This is a genomic window from Metabacillus sp. B2-18 (genome assembly GCF_021117275.1).
GTDB lineage: Bacteria > Bacillota > Bacilli > Bacillales > Bacillaceae > Metabacillus.
In genome coordinates, this window is sequence record NZ_CP088245.1 from 867,496 (window position 1) to 888,075 (window position 20,580).

Genomic DNA, 20,580 nt, shown 5'->3' on the forward strand with positions numbered 1-20,580 from the left:
AGGAGAAGATCATTTACATTTGACGGTCGGTTGCCTGAAGCGATATTCTTAAGAACGTAGTGATATAAGAATGTAGGAGGAACGGAACAAAATGCGTAGACAAGCTTTAAAACTTTTCCTCATTCCGTTACTTCTTTTTTATGCCTTCCCTGTGAGCGCAGCTGAAAAAGAAGAAAAGGCATGGCAGGAAGAGATTGCCTATTATGTAGTTGTTGATCGCTTTAATAATGCAGACCCGAATAATGATGGAGACCAGAATTTTGAGGATCCTGCAGCATACCATGGCGGCGATATTGAAGGAATTCTAACAAAAATAGATTATCTTCATGAAATGGGATTTACCACCCTGATTTTATCTCCAGTGTTTAAAGAAACTGAGAACTCAGAGGTAAAGCAGATTGATGAGCATGCTGGAACAGTTGAAGATGTAAAGAGACTCGTTGATGAAGCTCATAAACTTAACATGAAAATTATGCTAGATTATGGACAGAAAAATGAAGATATGATTTCAACTGCAACATCATGGATGCAAGAAACAGGGATAGATGGGTATTACATAAAACAAGCTGATGAAGTGAATCAGGAAGTTTGGCAGGAATTTCATCAAAAACTAAAAGAAATTAATGAGGATTATTATTTAGTAGGAACTGTAAAAGAGCATGATCCAGATGTGATCTCTGCTTATATGGAATCCGGTTTTGATTCGTTGCTGAATATTCCTTTTTATGAAGCAGCTACCCAAGCATTTACGAATGTTGATCAATCATTAAAACCTGTTACGGAAGTTGCAGAACAATCATCACCTTTACTTAGCACATATGTTGATAGCGATGAAACGGTTCGTTTTACAAGGCACGCCATTCAAAATAACCAACATCCTGGTGTAAGGTTGAAGATGGCTTTTGCTTATATGTATTCCATTCCAGGAACACCAATTGTGTACTATGGCTCTGAGATTGCTGTTGACGGAGGAGAACCGCCTACGAACCGACCGTTGATGAACTTCCAATCTGATGAAGAATTGATTGATTATCTTGAAAAGCTTGCGATCGTCAGAAAAACTCTACCTTCTTTAACAAAAGGTGACTATGAGTTGCTGTATGAAAAAGATGGGATGATTATTTTTAAGAGAACGTATGAAGAAGAAACGGTCGTAGTTGCTATTAATAATTCAACGAAATCACAGAAAGTAAAAATTTCTGATGATAAAATAGCAGAGGATAAAAAACTTCAAGGACTTCTAACTGGAGATACGTTTGAAGAGGAAAACAATGAATATGAGTTTATCATTGATAGAGAGATTGCCGAAATATATGAAATAAAAGAAAAAACCGGTTTAAATATTCCGTTTATTAGTGTGTTTATTATTGTACCAACACTATTTATCATCTTTTTAATATTGGCTAAAAAGCGTGGAAAGAAGAAGTAAGAGGAAGGCTGCCGTAATTATTCGGCAGCCTTTTTGATTAACTAGCCATTAACAATTTTCCCACCATTAACATGGATCATTTGACCAGACATGTAGGAAGAATCGTCACTTGCTAAAAATACATATGCAGGAGCAAGCTCCTCTGGTTGGCCTGGTCGCTTCATTGGTACGTTTGAGCCAAATGTTGCAACCTGATCAGCAGGGAAGGTTGAAGGAATAAGTGGCGTCCAAATAGGACCTGGTGCAACACCGTTTACTCTAATTCCTTTTCCCGCAAGTGAGAGTGCTAGTGATCTTGTAAAGGTCGTAATTGCACCTTTTGTAGCAGAATAATCCAGAAGCTGCTCATTTCCTGCGTATGCCGTTACAGAAGAGGTGTTAACAATTGCACTGCCTTTCTTTAAATGAGGAAGAGCTGCTTTTGTTAAATAGAAAAACGAGAAAATATTTGTTTTAAATGTTCTTTCTAATTGTTCGCTTGTTATATCTTCAATACTTTTCTGCGGATGTTGTTCAGCTGCATTATTAACAACAATGTCGAGTTGACCAAATGCATCAATAGTTTTTGACACAATTTGCTGACAAACAGACTCATCTCCAATATCACCGGCTACAAGTAAGCATTTTTGACCTTGTGCTTCAACATGCTTTTGCGTTTCTTCTGCATCTTTTTGTTCATTTAAGTAAGAAATCACAACATTTGCACCTTCTTTTGCAAAAAACAACGCAACAGCTCGTCCAATTCCACTATCTCCACCAGTGATGATCGCTACTTTATTTTTCAGTTTGCCAATTCCTGTATAAGAAGTATCATCAAATTTTGGTTGTGGATTCATCATATCCTCATGACCAGGTTGTACATCTTGATGCTGTGGTGGCATTGTTTGTTTTTGTTGATTTTGATTATTGCTCAAAGAAACTACCTCCTCATTTTTTATCCTGTCATATTATGTGAAATAAACTGAAAAGTATGTTCTTGAAGTGGTATTGATATTCCCGATTAGAAAAGAAGGTAAACAAAATAAAAAGAAACCTTCATCAGGTTTCTAAAGTGTCATGTTAAATTTGCCCGCATTTTTAAAAGGATTTTTCTAAGCTGATTGAGCTCTTCGGTGGTGATATTTTGACATACTAGAGTGTTAAACTGTTCAGCAATTGGAATAATATGCTTTTTAAGCTTTAGTCCACTTTCAGTTAAATATAACCGTTGAACCCGGCGGTCATTTGGACACATTCTTCTTTTTATAAAGCCTTTTTGTTCAAGGCCGTATGACATTCTTGCAATGTTGGTTTTATCTTTATTCAACTTGGCTGCAATTTCATTTTGACTACGTCCATCATGTTCCCAAAGTAACATCATAATTAAGTTTTGCTCGGGGGCAATATTAAAGGGTGATAATTTATTTTTAACATAACTGGTTAATTCCAAGTCTGTTTGATGAATGAAAATACTAATATAGTCGTTTAAAGAAAGTGTCATTTATTACGGCTCCTATAATTTACTAAATATGTCTATTCATAAGTTTAGAGTTATAGCATGATCTTGTCAATTTGATGTGGGAAATGATCAACTACGGAAGATAATGTATTAAAAATAACCACTTAACAAATAATCTGAGGTAAAGGAGGTTACTATGACTCAAAATGTTCGATTAACTGGACCTGAGATTACTGCACTTTGGGGTCAATATATGAATGATAGTATGTCGGTTTGTGTTTTAACTTATTTTATTAAGACGGTAAAGGATGACGAAGTAAAATCAATCCTAGAATTTGCGTTGAACTTATCTAAAACACATGTTGAAAAAGTGAAGGAATTATTAAAAAAGGAAGAGTATCCTCCTCCAAAAGGGTTTACAGAAGAAGACATTAATCTTAATGCACCACCATTGTTTTCAGATAACTTCATGATGCAATATCTCTATGTGATGACCCTTCATGGTATGAATAGCTATTCACTAGCGGTTGGAACATCAGTGAGAGCCGACCAAAGAGAATATTTTATAAAATGTAATCAAGAGGCTACAACTTTATATGATAAAATGCTTGACTTAATGCTACATAAAGGTGTATTTAGTAGACCGCCATACATAAATGCTCCGCATGAAACGGATATTGTTGATAAGCAAGATTATTTGGGCGGCTGGTTTACAAAAAAGAGGCCTTTAAATGGAATCGAAGTGGGAAACATCTATTACAATATGCAAAAAACGATTGCAAAAATTGATTTAGAAATTGGTTTTAGCCAAGTTTGTCACTCAAAAGAAGTAAGAGAATATTTTCAAAGAGGGGCAAATATTTGCAAAAAGCATAATGATATTTTTACACAATTATTTTAACAGAAGATAATTTGCCATCACCAAGAAATTGGACATCTGAAGTATCTAATAGCACGGTCTCACCATTTTCAGACAAACTTATGCTGTTCCATATCGTGTCATTAGTTTCAGTAACAGTAGGCTATTATGGCACCGCCTTATCAACTTGTCAAAGAAAAGACGTTATTTTAAAATACATGAGATTACTTGCTGAAATAGGAATTTATGCTGAAGATGGGGCGAATATATTAATAAAAAACGGCTGGTTTGAACAACCACCAACAGTAGATGACCGAGCTGCTTTAGCTAGGAAAAAATAAATAAAAAAAGCGAGCAGTAATGTGCTCGCTTTTTTTGCATATGCATGGGTTTTTCTTATTTATTCTTAAATGAAGGAAGGTACATTCATTCTGTATGTTAGTTTTGAAACTTCTCTACTAATCGTGAATAGCCCTCTATAAAACCTAATTAATAAGTTTATGATCATGCTAAGAATCGTCAAAGAAATCCCTCCGCACTGCAGTTTTGTGTTACTTATCTAACACTTATTTAGTATTTATCTTTTTCAAGTGTTATATTCCATATCAAGAAAGTCTTGATTAAAATTGAGTAGCAACAGATGCAGCTTTTTGAATACCAGCTTCAATAATTTCGTTCGTACGGTCAGGGAATTGGTTATGACCTTCAACTATTACGTCTGTTGTTTCTTTAATACCAAAGAAATCTAAAAGTGTTTTTACATAGTTAACCGACATTTCTTTTGATGCAGCAGGACCTTCAGAATAAACGCCACCACGTGCATTTAAAAGGACAACTTTTTTATCAGCTAATAATCCTACAGGACCTTCTGCTGTATATTTGAATGTTGTTCCTGCTTGACATAGGTAATCCATGTACGTGTGAAGAACAGCAGGAACTGAGAAGTTCCAAAGTGGGAAGGCGAAAACAACTTTATCTGCTGCAAGGAATTGATCCAAATATTTTTGAACTGTATTTGCTGCATGTTCTTCTTCTGATGTTAATTCCATTCCTTTACCACGTTTGAACATTCCGTTAATACTGTCTACTCCATAGTAAGGTAAGTTTTCTTGGAAAAGATCAAGCTCTGTAATTGTATCTTCAGGATGAGATTCTTTATAGCTTTGTAAAAAAGCCTCATATAATTGAACACTTACAGCCTGTTCAGTAGGGCGTGAATTTGCTTTAATAAATAATACGTTTGACATAATAATTCCTCCTAATACATTTACGTAAAGATGTTGCTATAGCAACTTTTTTGTGATAGATATCAACCATTTCTTAGGTATTTACTAATATAAGAATAGTTGTTGCGCATACTAAATAATATAGTTGATTCTAATCAATTAAGAAAGATGTGTCAAATAATAAGTTTTTTATAAAGATATCTTATTTGAGTTAAGTTAAGAAGCCTTGCAAGTTGTCGCTTCGACAGTAACTTTTTATATAGACCTAGTATATCTTTTTTAGCAATTAATTGTGGTCGGTCAAAAGGATGAGTTTTTCTAGCAAAAAAGACTTAAACTGTAGCAAAAAGAGGCCCTAAAACAACTTCGTTTCAGGGCTTTATATTTCAAATTACATAACATTAAAATATTTCGCTTCCGGATGAGACACGACAATTGCGGTAACAGAAGCCTCTGGTTCCATCATGAAGCCGTCTGTTAATTGAATTCCGATGTCTTCAGGTCGGAGCGCTTTGAATAGCTTTTCTTGGTCTTCAAGGTCTGGGCAAGCTGGATATCCAAATGAAAAGCGTTGACCTTGATATTTAGCTGAAAAACGATGATCCATTGTAAAGTCAGGTGCATCAGGGAAGCCCCAACGGTCACGAATTAATTGGTGAGTTCGTTCAGCTAATCCCTCTGCAAGCTCAAGAGCAAGGGCTTGAACTGCATGGCTCTTTAAATAGTCGCCTTGTTCTTTAAAGCCTTGTGCTAGTTCACGAATTTGACTGCCTGCTGTTACAGCAAACATGGCTACATAGTCAAACCCATTATCCTGCTTAGGACGCACATAGTCAGAAATACAACGATGTGGGAGCTTTTCCTGTCTTGGAAAATCATACGTTTGTAAAATAGAATCGGTATTGTCCGGATTCAAAATGTGTAGCTTGTTTCCTTCACTATAGGAAGGGAAGAACTGATACACAGCAGCTGGCTTAAACCATTTTTGCTTTGCACCATCCTTAAGGAGCTCCTGGATGAGCTCAACAAGCTCAAGTGCTTTTGGATCTTTTTTCTTCACTAATTCTTTAATTTTTCCTTTTAAACCAAGGTGATGACCAATTAGCATCTGCATATTCACATAAGGAATGATATGCGATAAGTCAATGTCTCTAATAATATGTCGTTTCGTATCATTAGGAGTGAAAATTGGCGCTTCACTTAGATTTCCGCGTTTGATTAATAAATCAGTCACAGCCTGAGACGGAGCAGCTTTCGTTTTTGTTTCTTCTGCAACTGCTGCTTCTTTTTGAGCAAATAATTCAGGTGAAGTTCGTAATTGATTTGCAAGTGATAATCCATCCATGGCGTCTTTTGCGTAAACAACAGGACCGTTGTATTCAGGAGCTATCTTCATTCTTGTAAACTTTCTAGAAAGAGCTGCTCCACCAACTAAAATCGGAAGGTCACAGTTTGCTTTATGCAGATCTTGTGCTGTAATGACCATTTGCTGAGCTGATTTAACAAGTAAACCAGATAAACCAATTAGATCCGGTTTTTCATCTTTCACAGCTTGAATAAGGGTTTGAGGTGTTACTTTAATTCCAAGATCGACTACTCTAAAACCGTTATTACTTAAAATAATATCCACAAGGTTTTTTCCGATATCATGAACATCACCCTTAACAGTGGCAAGAAGGATTTTTCCTTTTCCGCTGTCATCACGTTTTTCCATGAACTGCTCTAGGTAGGAAACAGAGGCCTTCATCACTTCGGCGCTTTGTAATACCTCGGCAACAATTAGCTGATTATCGTTAAAAAGTACACCAACCTCGGCCATACCCGTCATTAAAGGTCCATTAATAATATCAAGAGGTTCTGGAAATTTCTTAAGAGCCAACTCTAAGTCAGGAATAAGTCCTTCTTTTGTTCCTTCTACTATATAGTTTGCTAGTCTTTCTTCTAATGAAAGATTTTGGACAGGCTTTTTGTCTTCTTTTTTCTTTCCACGATAAAAGGCAGTGAATTTCGCAAGCGATTCATCCGTTGTTCTAAATAAAAGATCTTCCGCCATTTGAATTTCCTCTTTAGGAATTGAAGCAAAACGTTCTAGCTTTTCTGTATTAACGATCGCATAATCTAGACCTGCTTGTGTACAGTGATAGAGGTAAACAGCGTTTAATACTTCACGACCAACAGGAGGAAGACCAAAGGAAACGTTACTTACTCCAAGAATCGTTAAACATTCAGGTAGTTTTTCTTTAATGAGCTGAATGCCTCGCACTGTTTCACTGGCGGAACCAATGTACTGCTCATCACCAGTTCCAACAGGGAAGACGAGCGGGTCAAAAATTAAGTCACTTGCTTTTAGGCCATGCTTTTTCACTAATAGATCATGAGAGCGAACAGCCACTTCTAGTTTTTTTTCAGCTGTTAATGCCATTCCAATTTCATCTATTGTTCCAACAACTAATGAACCACCGTACTTCTTGATAAGAGGGACGATTGCATCAAAACGCTCTTCACCATCTTCAAGGTTAATCGAATTGATGATGGCTTTTCCTTGCGAATATTTTAACGCTCTTTCAATAACTTTTTCATCTGTTGAGTCGATAACAAGAGGAGCTTTAACCTTTTTTACAACCTCTTGGATGAATACCTCCATATCCTCAAGCTCGTCTCTGTCTGGATCAGCTAAGCAAATATCGATAACATGTGCACCGTTTTTAACTTGAGCTCTCGCAATTTCAGATGCTTCTTCAATCTTGCCTTCAGCAATAAGGCGTTTGAATTTTCTTGAACCAATAACGTTTGTCCGTTCACCAACAAATAGAGGACGCATTCCTTCTTCATAAATAAGGGCATCGATACCAGAAACGGTGTGACCGTTTGAGATTTCTTCCATTTTACGAGGAGAGATTGTTGAAACAGCTTCAGTAATAGCACGAATATGATCAGGTGTAGTCCCACAGCATCCACCAACAACGTTAAGCCAGCCTTGCTCTGCAAAGGCAACCAATTTCTTTGCTAATGATTCTGGTGATTCATGATAATTTCCTTCTTCATCAGGTAATCCTGCGTTTGGATAACAGCTAACTGCAGTGTTTGCTAAGCCTGATAATGTACGGATATGGTCTGTCATGAATTCTGGGCCTGTGGCACAGTTTAAACCAACCGAAATTGGTTTCATATGCTCAAGTGAAACATAAAAAGCCTCAATATCCTGACCTGCTAAGGTTGTACCCATAGGTTCAATTGTTCCTGAGACCATAAGAGGTACTTCTTTACCAGTGTTTTCAAACGCTTGCTGAATGCCAAGGAACCCAGCTTTTACGTTTAGCATATCTTGACTTGTTTCTAGAAGAAGCAAATCAGCTCCTCCTAGAATTAACCCTCTTGCTTGTTCTTCATAATTTTCAACTAATGTGTCAAACGTTGTTCCACCAGTAACAGATAGAGTTTTTGTTGTAGGTCCCATTGCTCCTGCAACATATCGTGGTTTTTCATCTGTTGAAAATTTCTCAGTGGCACGTTTTGCAATTTTTGCAGATTCAATGTTAACTTCTAATGCTAGATGACCAAGGTCATATTCGTCTAGAACAAGGCTTGTAGCACCAAACGTATTTGTTGAGATAATGTCCGAACCTGCTTCTAGATAAGCTTCATGAATGTCTTGAATTGTTTTAGGTGAAGTGAGTGTTAAGTATTCATTACATCCATCATATTCTTCGCCACCAAAGTCTTCAGCTGTTAGGTTTGCAGCTTGAATCATTGTACCCATAGCGCCATCGAGTACAAGTATTCGTTTTTTTAGTTCTTTTTTTATGCTAGACATGGGTAATCTTCCTTTCAGCTCGCTGTTTTTCCTTTTCATGGATGTAATTTGTTAACTCCACTGTCAGGTCATATTGTAAAAATGGGGTAATTAAGTAAATTCCATTAAATAAGTCAAATGCTGTATCAATTAAATCCTTCGCAATGGCCAGGCCTTCTTGACGAGCTTTTTCTTTGTCATTTCCAGCAGCCGCCATTTTTTCACGAATAGAATCAGAAAGCTTAATGCCTGGAATTTCATTGTGAATGAACTCTGCATTACGGCTAGATGTTAATGGCATAATGCCGATATAAATTGGAGCTTGTAAATTTCTTGTTTCATTATACACATCGATAATTTGTTGACTTGAGTATAATGGCTGTGAAATAAAGTAATCCGCACCATGAGCAATTTTCTTTTCAAGTCTTAAAACAGCCTTATCAAGATGGCGTACGTTAGGGTTAAAAGCAGCTGCTACAGAGAAATTCGTTTTCTGACCAAGTGGTTTCCCTGAATAAGAAACACCTTCGTTGAATTGTTTAATTAAGCTGATTAAATCAAATGACGAAACATCATAAACAGATGTAGCTCCAGGGAAATCGCCAATTTTAGATGGATCCCCGGTGATAGCTAAAACGTCACTCATCCCAAGTGAATGTAACCCCATTAAATGAGATTGTAAGCCAATTAAATTGCGGTCACGACAAGTAATATGAATTAATGTTCTTGCACCTGTTTTTTCCTTTGCTAAAATTCCTGCTGCTAGATTACTAATACGAGGTGATGCTAATGAATTATCGGCTAGTGTTAATGCATCAATTCCTGCATCATGCAGTGCTTGTGCTCCTTCTAAAAACTTCTCCATTCCAAGCTTTTTCGGAGGATCTAGCTCAACAATAACCGAGCGCTTTTCTCTCACAATTTCCTCAAGTGGTGGAAGGGAGTTTACCTGTTGATCTTGAACTTCAATCGTCGATTTTTTTGCGACTTTTACTTGCTTTGTTTGTACAGGCGCTAAATTAGCTACAGCCCCTGCCATTGCTTTAATATGGTTTGGTGTTGTCCCACAGCATCCGCCTATTAATCTTACACCTTGTTCTCTAAATTTTAGGGCGCTTTCCTTAAAGTAAGTTTCATCAGATTCATAGACAAGACGTCCCTCATTTAATGCAGGTAAGCTACTATTAGGGAAAACAGAAAGAAAAGCCTTCTCAGGAATAGGCACCTCTTCTAGAGATTGAATCATATGATGTGGACCTAGGCGGCAGTTTAAGCCAATTACGTTTGCTCCAAGTTCTTCTAAGATAGAAAATCCGTCTGTTAATGAAGTACCGTCCTGTAATACACCAGCTTCATGCAGTGATACATTTGCAATGATCGGTTTATTTGTTTCTTTTCGAGCAATTGAAAGGACAGTTTTCATTTCTTCTAAGTCATAGAATGTTTCAAGAAGTAGACCGTCCACATTTTCATTTAGCAAAAGATAGAGTTGCTCTCTAAAATTTCGTTTAATTTCTTCGATACTATGGGCACTCTTTTTAAAGGTACGGATGCCGCCGATTGTTCCAAAAACATAGGTTGACTCTTTTGCAGCTTTTTTTGCAATTTCGATAGCTTTTTTATTGATTTGTCTAATGTCGTCCTCTAACCCGTAACGAGACAATTTGATATCGTTTGCCCCATATGTATTCGTTTGGATGAGGTTAGCGCCTGCTTCAATATAGGCTTGGTGTACTGCAAGCACATCATCAGGCTTAGATAGGTTTAATTCTTCAAAGCAGCGATCTACTCCGTGAGAGTAAAGCATTGTTCCCATTGCGCCGTCAGCAATTAAAATTTTACTTTTTAAGTCTTCTAAAAAATTCATCAATAAGAGCCCCCGATCTATTTGAGTTTTGATTATATTTATACTAATAAAAAAAGCCTTCTTGTTGAGAAGGCTGTATAATTATAAGCTTCCCTTATCTTCCAAGCATGTTGAATATGCTTGCTGGAATTAGCACCTTGGCACTCGCATAAGTCTTGGTGGGTGGTTTGAAATTGATTGACGGGTTTAGCTAGAGACGCTCTAAGATTAGAGATTCTACCTTTGTGTTGGGTGTTTTCTTTTAGCACGGCAAGCTTTCGCTTGTAGCGGCTTGCTTGGCAAGCCTTGGAAAAATAAATAAAAATGCTTCGAACAAACAAAAGCGCTTTGTTCGAGTCATTTTTATTTATTTTTCTGTGCTAAAAGAAAATGACTCAATAGTAGTCAATCAAGTAAACCAGACTTCACTCGTTATGGACCGGTTGCTGAAGCTTCATCGGGCCAGTCCCTCAGCTTCTCTTGATAAGATATGAAATTTTCTTAATAACTTTAACGTATTAAAAGGATTACAACTAATTTATCTAATATTGCGAAAAATATCAATAGTAAAATGATGATTTGTCTAAATTAAATAGTCTGTTATGCTTTTTTTAGATGGAAGTTTTGGTGAGTGTTTCCAAACGATGACAGTTAGAGCATATGATGAGATCGTGAGAATATGCGCATGATATAAGAAAAGTCAGGCTTTTGAAGGATGCCTGACTTTGTATGTATGATGTAGTTAGTTAGCGGTAGTTGATGAACTGAACATCAATTGGTAAATCAGCACCTTTGATGGCTGAGATAATTTGCTGAAGATAATCACGGTTTTTTCCGGTTACACGGATTTGGTCGTCTTGAATTTGAGATTTTACTTTTAGACCAGTGTTTTTAATAATGGTGTTAATTTTCTTTGCATTATCTTTATCAATTCCTGAAACCAACTCAGCTTTTTGACGAACAGTACCACCAGAAGCATTTTCAATTTTTTTATAAGAAATGTTTTTTATCGGTACATCTCTTTTTATTAGCTTTGAAAGAAGAACATCTTTTAATTGCTCTAGTTTATACTCATCGTCTGAAACTAAAACAAGTTCTTCTTTTTCTAATGTAAGATTACTTTTACTACCTTTAAAGTCATATCTTGTTGCAATTTCTTTCATTGCGATATTGATTGCATTTGTAACCTCTGGAAACTCAACTTTTGATACAATATCAAATGAACTATCTTTCGCCATAATTATCCTCCATTGCGTATATAATATAGGTTGATTATAGTAAAATAAAACAATGATCACAACTTTTACCTAAAAAGTGTGAAGCAATTGTCGAGAAGACTCTTCGGGACTACCCGCGGATCTACTTACAATATAAACGGAAATGTATAAAACATATGATGAAAGGCAGGACATATTATTTATGATCCCAGGAACTTTTGCAACATTAACAATAGATGAGCAGGTGGATTACGGATATTTTTTAACAGATGGGAAGGACCGTGTTCTTTTACATAATAATGAAGTGATCGGAGAAGTTGAAGAAGGAGAAAAAGTGGAGGTTTTCTTTGGTGTTGACGCACAAGATCGCCTTTATGCAACAATGAAAAAGCCGTTCATTACCCAAGATACTTATGGCTGGGTTGAAGTGGTGGACATCGTTGAGGATATGGGAGCTTTTGTGGATATTGGTTTAAGTAAGGACGGATTAGTAGCTAAAGATCATCTTCCATATTTACGTGAAGTGTGGCCAAATGTAGGGGACAAGCTTTATTGTACGTTAAAGGTTTCGAAAAACGGCCGATTTTTTGTTCGACTAGCAACAGAAGAAATTGTAGAGCCGTTTTTTAAGAATGCTGATCGAGCTTTATTTAATAAGGAAATAACAGGAACTGTTTACCGAATGATCGTTGCGGGATCGTTCATTCTTACAGAAGAAGGATACAAAGGGTTTATTCATTCCTCACAACGTGAAGTTGAACCAAGATTAGGTGAGACTGTTACCGGCAGGGTCATTGATGTAAAAGAAGATGGAACAATAAATGTTTCGTTATTACCACGAAAGCATGAAGCACAAGGCAGTGATGCGGAAAGAATCTATGCCTATATGCAGGATAGAAACGGTGCTATGCCATTTACAGATAAAAGTGATCCTGATGATATAAAAGAACGCTTTAATCTTAGTAAGGGGGCATTTAAACGAGCTTTAGGGTTATTAATGAAAAACAATCGAGTTTATCAAAAGGATGGCTGGACTTACTTTAAAGAAGAAGAAAATAATAAATAATCGAGTTAAAAAAGCTTTCAATCTTAAATCAATATGAGTGAAAGCTTTTTTTATAGAAAAATACCTAAATAGAGTGGAAAAATGACAGAATTTGTCGATATAAGAAATGATATAAAATTGATAAAGTGAGGTTTTAACATGTTCATCAAGAATGTAACAGCCTTGTTTGCTTTCGTTTTTGTGATCATCATCGCTGGTTGTTCGCAGCAAGAGACCGTGAGCTCAGTTGATGACAAGGTGAAAATTGGTATTATGTTGTCTGACGTCGGACTAGGTGATCAATCTTTTAGTGACTCGGCATTTAATGGATTAACAAAAGCAAGAGACGAGCTTGGAATTTTATTTGATTATAGAGAACTTAAGGAATCAGAAACGTATGAAAAAGGTTTAACAGAGTTAGTTGAAGAAGATCATGATATTGTTGTTGGGTTAGGTTTTATGGTGCAAACCGACCTTGAGAAAGTGGCTAAAAAATATCCTGATCAACACTTTATTTTAATTGATGCAGTTTCTGAACTTGAAAATGTAACATCTATTACATTTAAAGAAGATGAAGGTAGCTTTTTAACAGGTGTAGTGGCAGCATTAGCGACAAAAACAAATAAATTAGGTTTTATTGGTGGAGACGATGTTCCACTAATTAATAAGTTTGAAGATGGCTTTATTGAAGGAGCAAAATCTGTAAATCCTTCTATCACAGTGGAGGTTAAATATGCGGGAGACTTCGGAAACGACCAGCTTGGAGCGCAGCTTGCACGTGAAATGATTCAAAAAGATGTGGATGTATTATATGCGGCAGCTGGTTTTACTGGTGTTGGTATGTTAAAGGAGGCCCAAGCAAACAAAGTATTGGCCATCGGTGTTGATACTGATCAATATTTTTATGCTGAGAAAGCTGTTGTTACATCAATGCTGAAAAAGGTTGATACAGCTATGTATCAGTTAGCAGAGCAGTTAATAAAAGATGGAAAAATTTCTGAAGGTCACATTGAATTAGGAATTAAAGATAAAGGAATCGACTTGGCTCCACTTAGAGTCGTACCATTCAGTAAAGAACAACAACAAACGATTGATGAGTGGAAAGAAAAGCTCACAAGTGGCAGCTAGGAGGATAACATGACAATAAAGAAAAAGCTATTAATTAATTCAATAAGTGTACTACTGTTAGCGTTGTTTATGATTGCTTTTATCATTTATAATATGCTGTCTATACAATCATCTATTCAAGATGAAGTACCCAATTTATTAAACATTGAGAAATTACAAGCTGAATTGAATACATCAAAGCAAGGGTTAAATAACTTTTCCGTAACAGCAACAGACGCTCAAAAAGAAGAAGTGTTGCTCAGTATAGCAAAAAGTGACGAATTAATAGCTGATTTAAAAAAGGGGATCACTCACAAAAACAGTGTCGAGACGCTCGAAAAGGCAGTTGCAAAATATGAGCTGTGGAAAGTAGAAGCAAATACGGCGCTTGAGGATAAGATTGGTCCTGAAGCAAAACGTCAATCGGTTCGGATAGACGGAATCTTAAATGACATACATCTACTAAATGAATATGCAAATGAGCAATATACTATTTTACAACAAAATCTACAAAAGCAAATTTCCTTTGTCATTGTTTCAGCAGTAATCGGAAGTATCATTTTAGTGGTACTCAGCTTATTTATTGCGCTTAGAATGACAAATTCAATTACCCGCCCGTTAAAGGCATTATCAAGGAATGCGGAGGAAATTGCAGCAGGAAACCTTGTTATAGAGTCGATTACGTATAAAGGCAAAGATGAGCTTGGTGCTTTAAATACATCTTTTGAGCAAATGGTTGATCAGTTAAGAAGCTTACTAGTTTCTGTTGAAACAGTGAGTAAGGATGTTGAAGGCTTTGCTAAAGATTTAGAAACAGAAAATAAGGGCTTAACTGCTATTACAAATCAAGTGGCAGTTTCCACAAATGAAATGTCAATTGGTACACAGTCTATTTCAAATGATTTGCAGGATGCTGTTTCTTTAATTGAAAGCATGGATAAAGGGTTTAAGGATAACGTGACCCAATCTGAAGAATCTGTTACCTTAGGGACCGAAGCTGTTTCAGCCATTACTTCTGGTCAAGAAGCCATTGAAACTCAGCGTTCATTAATGATGAAAAATCAAGATACAACTCGAAAAATTGATGAAGCAACAATAACGTTTACGAATTATGCAGCTCAAATTGAAGATATGGCAAAAACAGTTTCAGGTATCGCAGATCAAACTAATTTACTAGCTTTAAATGCTGCCATAGAGGCTGCACGAGCAGGTGAGGCTGGAAAAGGATTCGCTGTTGTAGCTGATGAGGTGAGAAAGCTCGCAGAGGAATCAACAAACTCAACAAAACATATTTTTGAGATGGTTGCAAAAATAAAAGAAGGCATTTCTGAAATCACACAATTTGTTCAAGCGGATGTGTTTATTGCTGAAGAACAAAAAAGCTCAATGGATACGACAACAGACGCTTTTGATAACATCGGTGTTCGTGTGGATGAAATGATGACACGTTTGACATCATTGGTTGAGGGAATGAATTCTTCGAAGCAATTTGGTGAAAAGGTACTTAACAGCGTTGAGAGCATTAGTGCAGTTGTTGAGGAAACGGCAGCAGGTAATGAAGAAATTTCGGCGTCAACAACTGAACAATTGTCTGCTTTTGAGAAAATTGTAAGTAAAGTTGTTACAATGAGAGAATTAACGGATGATTTAAATGAAACAATTGGCAAATTTAAGTTGAAATAAGGAAGAGCCCCTTACATATACGTGAGGGGCTTCCTTTTTATATGTTAAGTTACCATTATGGCAACTATAACTTACAAATGATCTGTTTTTTTAGAGTATTGGCGTTCGCCTTTTTGACGGTTTTTTTCACGCATCATATTTTTTTCATGACGTTTTGCGTTATTGTCTTTTGCTTTTTTATCATTATCACTAGTGTGTGGCATGATGATGCTCCTTTCAAACGAGTGTAAGCTTATCATTCCCACATGCTATAGCGAGTATGTGTTAAAGCTCGTCATTTAAAAAGAAAATCGCTAGTGTCCCTGGTCCTGAATGGGCACCAATAACAGCACCTACATAGTTTATATAAATATCCTTAGGTTGAAATTCATCTTGAATCAAAGCCTTTATTTCATTTGCGGATTCCTCATCATCACCGTGACTTATCGCGATTGTTTGATTTTGAAGATTTACTCCACGTTCTTTCATGATTTCAATAATTCGTTTAAATACTTTTTTACGTCCTCGTATTTTCTCAAGAGGGATAAGCTTCCCATCTTCAACATGTAATAATGGCTTAATATTTAATAGTCCGCCAACAAATGCTGAAGCTTTACTAATTCGTCCGCCACGGGCTAAGTATTCAAGATTGTCAACGGTGAAGATATGCTCAACTTTTTGACAATAGGTTTTTACAGCGTTTTCAATTTCTTCCAACGTTTTTCCGCTCTTTGCAAGCTCAACAGCATACTTAACGGCAAGGCCACAGCCAAGAGATGCGCATTTTGAATCAATAATCATCAACCTGAAATCGGGATACTCTTCTAACACTTCATTTCGCATCATCATGGCTGTTTGGTATGTACCTGAGAGTTCTGATGAAAAAGCAACATATAAACAAGGCGTTCCTTTTTTGGCAAGCTCAGTAAAAACATCCTTAAATAATGATGGAGAAATTTGTGATGTTTTAATTAGGGTACCTTGTCGCATTTCTTCATAAATTTGTTTCGGCTTTATTTCTCTTTGATCCTCCAGTTGTTTCCCGTTTAGTTCAACACTTAAAGGAAGAAAAGTAATTGAATTTTCCTGGAAATATTCAATAGGTAAATCAGAAGCACTATCAGCTAAAATGTGAACATTCATTTTAACACCTCATTTAACTTATAATAAGTTCTTTACAATAATTTTAGTTTATCACTCCGGAGCTAAATTACAATCTTTGTGTTCAATTCTTATGAAGATGGGAAAAACTAGACTAAAGAGCCTGAACGACAGGAGGAAAAAATGAATGTTGAAAACAGAAACCATGAAAATCATAGTTGTCATTCTCGGTGCATTATTAAATGCAGTCGGTTTAAATTTCTTTTTAATACCTGCAAATGTTTATTCAAGCGGTTTTACTGGTATTGCTATGCTGATATCGAGGGTACTGGAAGATTACACTCCTTTTTTTATCTCAACGGGAATACTGCTTTTACTTTTAAACATACCTGTTGCCATTTTAGGATGGTTAAAAGTAGGGAAATCGTTTACGTTATATAGTTTTTTTAGTGTAGCTGCAACAACATTTTTTTTAGAGCTTGTGCCCTTATATTCTTTTTCAGAGGATATATTATTAAATGCTGTTTTTGGTGGTGTTATTATGGCCATTGGAGTTGGAATTACGTTAAAGTACGGTGCCTCGACAGGTGGACTAGATATTATTGCGATGGTACTATCACGAATGAAGGACAAGCCTGTCGGAACCTATTTTTTTCTGTTTAATAGCATCATCATCTTGGCTGCTGGATTACTTTTTGGTTGGGAAAAAGCATTATACACATTAGTTTCACTCTATGTTTCCACGCGTGTTATTGATGCTATTCATACAAGACATGAAAAATTAACAGCTATGGTCATTACGAAAAAAGCGGATGTATTAAAAAAAGCGATTCATTCAAAGTTAGTTCGGGGAATAACAATGATTCCTGCTAAAGGTGCGTTTACAAATGAAACGAAGGATATGTTAATCATTGTTATCACAAGATATGAGTTATACGACCTTGAAAAAATTATAAAAGAAGAAGATCCACAAGCATTTACAAACATTGTTCAAACGGCAGGTATCTTCGGCTTTTTTAGAAAGGAGTAATGAAATGAGGATAGCATTTTTCATCTTGGTGATCTTCTTCTTAACGGGTTGTTCTTTAGAAGATAGAAGTGAAGCAGAAAGCATTGTGCCTGAAACAGAGGTAAAAGAAGTGAAGAATGGAGAACTGGATTTGAATGTCTCCATATTTCCAGAGAAACAAACAATAAAATTTATTATTACGTTAATGAACAATACCAATGAAATGAAGAAGATTGAATTTCCTACGAGTCAAAAATATGAAATTGTTATAAAAAATAAAAAGAGTGAAGAAGTGTATCGTTATTCAAAAGGTAAAATGTTTACACAAGCAATTGAAACTGCCTTAATTAAATCAGGTGAAAGTATGGAGTGGGAAGAAATATGGGAATATTCGACACTTTCACCAGGAGTATATACAGCAGAAATCACCATTTTAGCTCCTGAGACAGTAAAGTTAAAAAAAGAAGAGAGTTTTCAAATTAGTGAAGAAGAAAGCGAACCAAAATAGGTTCGCTTTGCTTTGTTACATGCTAGTAAGTGTTTGCTGTAACTCTCGAAGTTGAGCACGTTCAGCATCTGTACAGTTTGCAAAAGCAGAAGATAAGGCATTTTTTGCCTTCATAACTGCTTCCTGTTGATCTCCCTGCTCAGAACCTGTGGATATAGAGTTTGCATAGGCAACTGCTTCACGAGCTTGCTGAAATAATGGATTTGTCACTTATATCCCTCCAAGTGGAGTATCATCTGTTTTACTTTTATGTGCTTCTGATTCAGATAATGTTGAGTGGTAAGGGAACCTCTCATCGTGCTTAGTAACGATATCTTTGCCTTGTTGAACAAAACGTTTTGATTTGTTACGTTTACCCATTGAAAAAGCCCCCCTTTATAATGATGACGCTCTCGTTCGTTGCGTCAAGATTATTGTGTGCGAAAAAGTTGATTATATTAATGGCAATTACTATCTAGATTACAAAAGACTGTTGTCAAAAAATACATAAAACTACCTGTTTAAAGGCTTATAAGCCAAGTGTGTTTTTTAAATAATGGGCAACTCCGTCTTCTTCATTCGTTTTAGTTTCCTTGTTAGCAACACCTTTAAGCTTTGTGATGGCATTTCCCATCGCTACACCTTGTCCTGCGTATGTGAGCATTTCTAAATCATTATCTTCATCTCCGAATGCAATGATACGTTCAGAAGGGATATTATAATAAGAAGAGATTCTTTCCAAACCGATTGCTTTATTCATTCCTGCTCGAATAATTTCAATAACATGCCACGGTGCTGCCCATCTGCGATGATCAACAACTTCAGCATGTACATCTGATAAGTAATTTCTAATTTTTTCAACATCTTCTTCAGCTGCATGAATAAGGATACTCGTTACATCATTCCCTAAATTTTGACGTAAATCACCGATTTTAATATCCGGATTTCCCATACTAAAAACATCGATCATTTTTTCATCATGATAATGAAAATACACATCATCAATAATTTCAGCTAAAACATTATGTAAGTGATGCTCTTCAGCGACATCAATGATTTGCTTTACAACTTCCAAATCTAAAGTGGTATGATAGGTTCCCCAACTATCGTCCTTTGGATGATGAACATATGCACCATTAAAATTGACAATCGGTGTATCTAGGTTTAATTCATCATAATATATGGAGCTTGATCGAAATGGTCTACCTGTTGCGATGCAGACAATATGGCCTGCTGCTTTTGCTTTGCTGATTATTTCCTTAGAGTAAGGTGATATTGTTTTATCATCTTTTAAAAGAGTCCCATCTAAGTCTAAAGCAATTAAAAAAGGTTTCGTTTCCATACAGTCTCCTTTACCATATATGTTTTTTAGGTGATATCCGGTTTATGTAGGCACAATTGCTACTTATAGGGTACACCTATTCAATAACAGTGTATCTTTTTTCCAACTTTAATGTCTACATGTTACACTAACAAAGTGGGAAAATTACTCAGGAGGCGCATAATCATTGATTATTGTTGAAAAATTACATATAGAAAACATTCCAGCCTTACACATCGTTAAACAGTCGCTTCAGGACACAAAAACACCTTTCGTGATTTTTGTACATGGTTTTACAAGTGCCAAAGAAAACAACCTCCACTATGCTTATTATTTAGCCGAAAAAGGTATGAGAGTCATCTTACCTGAGGCTTTATACCATGGAGAGAGAAGCGAGAATTATGACACTAAAGAATTAAGCTTAAATTTTTGGAAGATTGTATTGAATGAAATAAAAGAAGTGAACATAATAAAAGAATACTTTGAACAAAAGCAGCTAATTGATTCAGAACGTATTGGACTAGCAGGTACCTCTATGGGGGGAATTACAACGTTAGGGGCTCTTACTCAATATGAATGGATAAAAGCAGCAGTCAGTCTAATGGGAAGCCCATGTTATACAACGCTTCTAAAAGGGCAACTGTATTCTTTACAACAAAGCGGAGTGGAGGTTCCACTGTCAAATGAAGAAATAGAGGAACAACTAACACATTTACAGCCATTTGACTTGAGCCTGCAAAAAGAAAAGCTTCAAAATCGACCACTTCTCTTTTGGCATGGTGAACGAGATAATGTTGTTCCATTTGCTCCAACCTATCAATTTTACAAAGAAATCATACCAATGTATGAGGCACAACCAGAAAAGCTGAGGTTCATTGCTGACCCATTAGCTGACCACAAAGTTTCCCGAGAAGGCACATTGGCGTTAGTTGAATGGTTTGAGAGGTATCTATAGGTGAATATGAAAAGGTAGTTGCTTTTTAAAATTAGGTTTATCTTTATAGTGGAGCGTAATAGAACGAACTAATTTGAAAGTGCCA

20 protein-coding genes are annotated in these 20,580 nt (G+C 36.2%); 9 read left to right on the plus strand and 11 right to left on the minus strand.

The features are described 5' to 3' along the window. Positions 1 to 91: 91 nt before the first annotated feature. Positions 92 to 1,429: an alpha-amylase family glycosyl hydrolase gene (locus LPC09_RS04575; RefSeq protein WP_098797899.1), complete on the plus strand. Its 1,338-nt coding sequence runs from the start codon at positions 92 to 94 to the stop codon at positions 1,427 to 1,429. 41 nt (positions 1,430 to 1,470) lie between these two features. Here LPC09_RS04575 and LPC09_RS04580 read toward each other — a convergent pair whose 3' ends face one another. Both LPC09_RS04580 and LPC09_RS04585 read right to left on the minus strand, forming a co-directional pair. Further along, a complete protein-coding gene (locus tag LPC09_RS04580; RefSeq protein ID WP_098797898.1) occupies positions 1,471 to 2,343 on the minus strand; it encodes an SDR family oxidoreductase in 873 nt (290 codons plus the stop codon). Between the two features lie 140 nt (positions 2,344 to 2,483). Then, positions 2,484 to 2,909 carry a MarR family winged helix-turn-helix transcriptional regulator gene (locus LPC09_RS04585; RefSeq protein WP_231309121.1) on the minus strand — a complete coding sequence of 142 codons (426 nt, stop codon included), beginning with the start codon at positions 2,907 to 2,909 and terminating at the stop codon, positions 2,484 to 2,486. A gap of 154 nt (positions 2,910 to 3,063) precedes the next feature. Between LPC09_RS04585 and LPC09_RS04590 the strand changes: the two genes are divergently transcribed. Both LPC09_RS04590 and LPC09_RS27290 read left to right on the plus strand, forming a co-directional pair. Further along, entirely contained in the window at positions 3,064 to 3,768 is a 705-nt protein-coding gene (locus tag LPC09_RS04590; RefSeq protein WP_269217416.1) for a DUF3231 family protein, read from the plus strand. Between the two features lie 11 nt (positions 3,769 to 3,779). Beyond that, the gene (locus LPC09_RS27290; RefSeq protein ID WP_269217417.1) at positions 3,780 to 4,067 is read left to right on the plus strand and encodes a DUF3231 family protein; all 288 of its coding nucleotides are present in this window, start codon (positions 3,780 to 3,782) and stop codon (positions 4,065 to 4,067) included. Between the two features lie 279 nt (positions 4,068 to 4,346). Here LPC09_RS27290 and LPC09_RS04595 read toward each other — a convergent pair whose 3' ends face one another. The 4 genes from LPC09_RS04595 to LPC09_RS04610 all read right to left on the minus strand — a co-directional run bounded on the left by LPC09_RS04595 (position 4,347) and on the right by LPC09_RS04610 (position 11,829). Continuing rightward, positions 4,347 to 4,973, minus strand: a complete 627-nt coding sequence (locus LPC09_RS04595) for an FMN-dependent NADH-azoreductase (protein WP_098797895.1) — start codon at positions 4,971 to 4,973, stop codon at positions 4,347 to 4,349. Between the two features lie 370 nt (positions 4,974 to 5,343). Continuing rightward, complete coding sequence (metH, locus tag LPC09_RS04600) at positions 5,344 to 8,766, minus strand: methionine synthase (RefSeq protein ID WP_098797894.1); 3,423 nt, start codon at positions 8,764 to 8,766, stop codon at positions 5,344 to 5,346. Then, complete coding sequence (locus tag LPC09_RS04605) at positions 8,759 to 10,612, minus strand: bifunctional homocysteine S-methyltransferase/methylenetetrahydrofolate reductase (protein WP_098797893.1); 1,854 nt, start codon at positions 10,610 to 10,612, stop codon at positions 8,759 to 8,761. Before LPC09_RS04605 ends, metH begins: the two co-directional genes overlap by 8 nt. A gap of 725 nt (positions 10,613 to 11,337) precedes the next feature. Next, positions 11,338 to 11,829, minus strand: coding sequence for a YajQ family cyclic di-GMP-binding protein (locus LPC09_RS04610; RefSeq protein WP_231309122.1), 492 nt, complete (start codon positions 11,827 to 11,829; stop codon positions 11,338 to 11,340). A 181-nt stretch (positions 11,830 to 12,010) separates the two neighbouring features. Here LPC09_RS04610 and LPC09_RS04615 point away from each other — a divergent pair, with 181 nt between their 5' ends. The 3 genes from LPC09_RS04615 (at position 12,011) to LPC09_RS04625 (ending at position 15,643) form a co-directional block, all read left to right on the plus strand. Then, positions 12,011 to 12,874, plus strand: coding sequence for a CvfB family protein (locus LPC09_RS04615; protein WP_098797891.1), 864 nt, complete (start codon positions 12,011 to 12,013; stop codon positions 12,872 to 12,874). A gap of 138 nt (positions 12,875 to 13,012) precedes the next feature. Then, on the plus strand, positions 13,013 to 13,981 hold the full coding sequence (locus LPC09_RS04620) for a BMP family lipoprotein (RefSeq protein ID WP_176551111.1): 969 nt from the start codon (positions 13,013 to 13,015) through the stop codon (positions 13,979 to 13,981). A gap of 9 nt (positions 13,982 to 13,990) precedes the next feature. After that, positions 13,991 to 15,643 carry a methyl-accepting chemotaxis protein gene (locus LPC09_RS04625; RefSeq protein WP_231309123.1) on the plus strand — a complete coding sequence of 551 codons (1,653 nt, stop codon included), beginning with the start codon at positions 13,991 to 13,993 and terminating at the stop codon, positions 15,641 to 15,643. 71 nt (positions 15,644 to 15,714) lie between these two features. Here the strand turns inward: LPC09_RS04625 and LPC09_RS04630 are convergent, their stop codons facing one another. Beyond that, complete coding sequence (locus LPC09_RS04630; protein WP_098797889.1) at positions 15,715 to 15,846, minus strand: DUF3941 domain-containing protein; 132 nt, start codon at positions 15,844 to 15,846, stop codon at positions 15,715 to 15,717. Positions 15,847 to 15,907: 61 nt separating this feature from the next. Further along, positions 15,908 to 16,765 carry a DegV family protein gene (locus LPC09_RS04635; RefSeq protein ID WP_098797888.1) on the minus strand — a complete coding sequence of 286 codons (858 nt, stop codon included), beginning with the start codon at positions 16,763 to 16,765 and terminating at the stop codon, positions 15,908 to 15,910. Between the two features lie 145 nt (positions 16,766 to 16,910). On the opposite strand from LPC09_RS04635, the gene LPC09_RS04640 reads away from it, so the two are divergent. Together LPC09_RS04640 and LPC09_RS04645 are read left to right on the plus strand one after the other, a co-directional pair. Further along, a complete protein-coding gene (locus tag LPC09_RS04640; RefSeq protein ID WP_098797887.1) occupies positions 16,911 to 17,753 on the plus strand; it encodes a YitT family protein in 843 nt (280 codons plus the stop codon). Positions 17,754 to 17,757: 4 nt separating this feature from the next. Further along, positions 17,758 to 18,240 carry a BsuPI-related putative proteinase inhibitor gene (locus LPC09_RS04645; RefSeq protein WP_098797886.1) on the plus strand — a complete coding sequence of 161 codons (483 nt, stop codon included), beginning with the start codon at positions 17,758 to 17,760 and terminating at the stop codon, positions 18,238 to 18,240. 15 nt (positions 18,241 to 18,255) lie between these two features. Here LPC09_RS04645 and LPC09_RS04650 read toward each other — a convergent pair whose 3' ends face one another. The 3 genes from LPC09_RS04650 to LPC09_RS04660 all read right to left on the minus strand — a co-directional run bounded on the left by LPC09_RS04650 (position 18,256) and on the right by LPC09_RS04660 (position 19,561). Next, a complete protein-coding gene (locus LPC09_RS04650) occupies positions 18,256 to 18,450 on the minus strand; it encodes a DUF3813 domain-containing protein (protein ID WP_098797885.1) in 195 nt (64 codons plus the stop codon). Further along, entirely contained in the window at positions 18,451 to 18,600 is a 150-nt protein-coding gene (locus tag LPC09_RS04655) for a hypothetical protein (protein ID WP_176551110.1), read from the minus strand. It lies immediately after the preceding gene. Between the two features lie 148 nt (positions 18,601 to 18,748). Further along, positions 18,749 to 19,561 carry a Cof-type HAD-IIB family hydrolase gene (locus tag LPC09_RS04660; RefSeq protein WP_098797884.1) on the minus strand — a complete coding sequence of 271 codons (813 nt, stop codon included), beginning with the start codon at positions 19,559 to 19,561 and terminating at the stop codon, positions 18,749 to 18,751. Positions 19,562 to 19,727: 166 nt separating this feature from the next. Here LPC09_RS04660 and LPC09_RS04665 point away from each other — a divergent pair, with 166 nt between their 5' ends. Beyond that, positions 19,728 to 20,495 (plus strand): prolyl oligopeptidase family serine peptidase, encoded by a 768-nt coding sequence (locus LPC09_RS04665; protein ID WP_098797883.1) that lies wholly within the window; start codon positions 19,728 to 19,730, stop codon positions 20,493 to 20,495. Positions 20,496 to 20,580 lie beyond the last annotated feature (85 nt).